A 2,494-nucleotide genomic window follows, 5' to 3' on the forward strand; every position below is an offset into this window, starting at 1 on the left:
GATCCAGCCATGCCGCGTGTGTGAAGAAGGCCTTATGGTTGTAAAGCACTTTAAGCGAGGAGGAGGCTCTTTTGGTTAATACCCAAGATGAGTGGACGTTACTCGCAGAATAAGCACCGGCTAACTCTGTGCCAGCAGCCGCGGTAATACAGAGGGTGCGAGCGTTAATCGGATTTACTGGGCGTAAAGCGTGCGTAGGCGGCTTTTTAAGTCGGATGTGAAATCCCCGAGCTTAACTTGGGAATTGCATTCGATACTGGGAAGCTAGAGTATGGGAGAGGATGGTAGAATTCCAGGTGTAGCGGTGAAATGCGTAGAGATCTGGAGGAATACCGATGGCGAAGGCAGCCATCTGGCCTAATACTGACGCTGAGGTACGAAAGCATGGGGAGCAAACAGGATTAGATACCCTGGTAGTCCATGCCGTAAACGATGTCTACTAGCCGTTGGGGTCTTTGAGACTTTAGTGGCGCAGCTAACGCGATAAGTAGACCGCCTGGGGAGTACGGTCGCAAGACTAAAACTCAAATGAATTGACGGGGGCCCGCACAAGCGGTGGAGCATGTGGTTTAATTCGATGCAACGCGAAGAACCTTACCTGGTCTTGACATAGTAAGAACTTTCCAGAGATGGATTGGTGCCTTCGGGAACTTACATACAGGTGCTGCATGGCTGTCGTCAGCTCGTGTCGTGAGATGTTGGGTTAAGTCCCGCAACGAGCGCAACCCTTTTCCTTACTTGCCAGCATTTCGGATGGGAACTTTAAGGATACTGCCAGTGACAAACTGGAGGAAGGCGGGGACGACGTCAAGTCATCATGGCCCTTACGACCAGGGCTACACACGTGCTACAATGGTCGGTACAAAGGGTTGCTACCTAGCGATAGGATGCTAATCTCAAAAAGCCGATCGATCGAGCATCCTGAAGCTGGTGCAAGCTGTGCTTGGGTTCCATCTCCATCAGGTGCGGTGATTCATGCGATTCATTATCATCAGTGCAATGTTTCAGCTCGTCAGCAAGAATTGTTGAAAACTGAAGCTTTACCTTTAGATGATTTACTTACTCCACCTTTGGCGACTGATACAAACTGGACTGAAGAAGAGAAAATCAAAGAGCTTGAAAACAATCTTCAAGGGATCTTGGGTTATGTTGTACGTTGGGTTGACTTGGGCGTAGGCTGTTCTAAAGTGCCAGACATCAATAATGTTGGTTTAATGGAAGATCGATCCATGGTCAATGTACTCAGACCAGTGGCTGTCGGATTACCTGATGCCCGTCCATAGACACTGAATACACCACTATTATTTTTCAAAAATGCTGAGGAGTCGTTTCCTCTATCACCAACCACAGCATCCAAATATCCATCACCATCCATGTCTAGAAATACTGAACCACCACGTGCAACAAGTTGTCCAGCATCTACAGTACCAGCAGTAAATCCTCCGCCGGCGGTTCCAGTCCAAATCGGGGCAGTCGAAGTTACAGCACTGTCTGTGCCGATGATGTCAATATTGCCATCCAGATTGTAATCACCGAAAGAATATGAACTGACCGTACCAGATGCGAGTGTCAACGCTGTGGTGGTATAACTTGTCGTTGAAGCACCAGCATAAACCGCTTGGTCATTGACAAAAGTCCAGTGTCCATTCGTGTTAATGACCATACTGCTACCATAACCCAATGTTGCATTGGTACCAAAAGCACTGTTGGTATATGGCGCATTACCCAAGTTGTTCACGACATCTATATCAGAAGTCATGCTTAGGCGACTACGATTCCCTGCTGCATCCCAAATGATATAACCCAGATGGTACTGACCTGCTGTCAAACTCAATGACATATTCCATGTTCCACCTGCTGCGACTGTTGCAACATTGAGGACACTATCGACACCTTCTGTATAAATACCATCGTTGTTAATATCATTGATCGATCATTGGATTTACAAGAGCAATCATTTTCAACACATGCAATCTGATTTTTATGTTCATTTTGCACAGTATCTTTAGCCATAAACAGCTTTTGCCAAAAACTCATAGAGCCTTCATACGCAACCTAACATAGTTCGAAATATAGACGTTTTTTTATAAAATTCAAGATGGCTGCTAAGGTAAATGGTCGAGTTATAGACTAAATTTGCCAACCATTGAAAATTTTCTAAGTTGCTTTTTTGACTTTAAATATAAGAAAATACGATATGTTGTTGATATAAGTAAATATTATTAAGAAATAAAAATGCCATGAAATCTGTCATGGCATGTCATGGTTGTAATAAATTGTTTAAATCTTTTTAAGCAAAACCCCAGATTCAACATGATGGGTGTAGGGGAATTGATCAAACATTGCAAATTTAACAATTTTATGAGTCTTTGTGAGGGTTTCCAGATTGCTGTAAAGTGTATCTGGATTACATGAGATATAAAGAATCGTCTCGAAACCTTGCAATAATTTTAGCGTATCGTCATCAATCCCTGCACGAGGCGGATCGATCAAT

3 protein-coding genes and 1 rRNA gene are annotated in these 2,494 nt (G+C 44.1%); 2 read left to right on the forward strand and 2 right to left on the reverse strand.

Translation table 11 applies throughout. The features are described from left to right. Both ACJ5GX_RS03405 and ACJ5GX_RS03410 read left to right on the forward strand, forming a co-directional pair. A 16S ribosomal RNA gene (locus ACJ5GX_RS03405) occupies positions 1–996 on the forward strand; the annotation flags it as partial. A 143-nt stretch (positions 997–1,139) separates the two neighbouring features. Beyond that, the gene (locus ACJ5GX_RS03410) at positions 1,140–1,283 is read left to right on the forward strand and encodes a hypothetical protein (RefSeq protein WP_495292704.1); all 144 of its coding nucleotides are present in this window, start codon (positions 1,140–1,142) and stop codon (positions 1,281–1,283) included. A gap of 547 nt (positions 1,284–1,830) precedes the next feature. Here the strand turns inward: ACJ5GX_RS03410 and ACJ5GX_RS03415 are convergent. After that, positions 1,831–2,037, reverse strand: coding sequence for a hypothetical protein (locus ACJ5GX_RS03415; RefSeq protein ID WP_495292702.1), 207 nt, complete (start codon positions 2,035–2,037; stop codon positions 1,831–1,833). A gap of 243 nt (positions 2,038–2,280) precedes the next feature. Beyond that, positions 2,281–2,494, reverse strand: a 214-nt coding sequence (locus ACJ5GX_RS03420; protein WP_495292703.1) for a hypothetical protein, incomplete at its 5' end; no start/stop codon positions are given.

This window comes from Wolbachia endosymbiont of Tuta absoluta (genome assembly GCF_059414725.1).

Bases quoted from the DNA above. Each gene is read 5' to 3' on its own strand.
- ACJ5GX_RS03415 (WP_495292702.1), bottom strand. From the start codon at position 2,037: ATGAGTTTTTGGCAAAAGCTGTTTATGGCTAAAGATACTGTGCAAAAT.